This window comes from bacterium (assembly GCA_023150945.1).
GTDB lineage: Bacteria > Zhuqueibacterota > Zhuqueibacteria > Zhuqueibacterales > Zhuqueibacteraceae > Coneutiohabitans.
Genome location: JAKLJX010000077.1, coordinates 1 through 698, shown reverse-complemented (window position 1 = coordinate 698; position 698 = coordinate 1). Strand labels below are relative to the sequence as shown.

The 698-nt window shown below is 65.2% G+C and carries 1 protein-coding gene and 1 pseudogene; both read left to right on the top strand.

The genetic code is table 11. From position 1 onward, the window contains the following. Window positions 1-457 (top strand): glutamate--tRNA ligase family protein (locus tag L6R21_28110; protein ID MCK6563070.1); only part of this gene is annotated, 457 nt, incomplete at its 5' end. 16 nt (window positions 458-473) lie between these two features. Next, window positions 474-698, top strand: a pseudogene (locus L6R21_28105) (glutamine--tRNA ligase).

The following is a 698-nucleotide window of genomic DNA, read 5'->3' as shown; positions in this document are numbered from 1 at the left end:
CACCGACGACGGCAGCGGTCCCTGGGGGAAAAAGATTCATCATCCGCAGCAGATCGAGTTCGCCCGCGGCGAGCTGACGCACGTCGTCACCAGCAAGCGGAAACTGCTCGAGCTGGTGAAGGAGGGGTATGTCCGGGGCTGGGATGATCCGCGCATGCCGACGCTGGCGGGTTTGCGCCGCCGCGGGTACACGCCCGCGTCGATCCGCCGCTTCTGGACGGATCTCGGCGTCGCCCGGTTCAAGAGCACGATCGAGTACGCCCGCCTCGAACACGCCGTCCGCGACGACCTGAACAAGACCGCCCCGCGCGTGATGGCCGTGCTCCGCCCGCTCAAAGTGGTCATTACGAATTGGAATGAACAGAGCCGCGACCGTGAGGGAGCGGTCCCCCCCGTATTCCCGACGCGCGACCGTGAGGGAACGGTCGTCAATGCGGAATACGGAATGCCTACGTGATCCACGCGCCGGTCGCACCGACTGGCTCGACGCCGTAAACAACCCCGAAGACAAATCCGCCGGCACGCGCAAGGTTCCCTTCAGCGGCGTGCTCTACATCGAGCGCGACGACTTCCGCGAGACGCCGCCGCCGAAGTACTGGCGGCTCTTCCCCGGAAACGAGGTGCGCCTCCGCTGGGCCTACCTCATCAAGTGCACCGGTTTTGTCAAAGACCCGACCACCGGCGATATCACCGAAGTT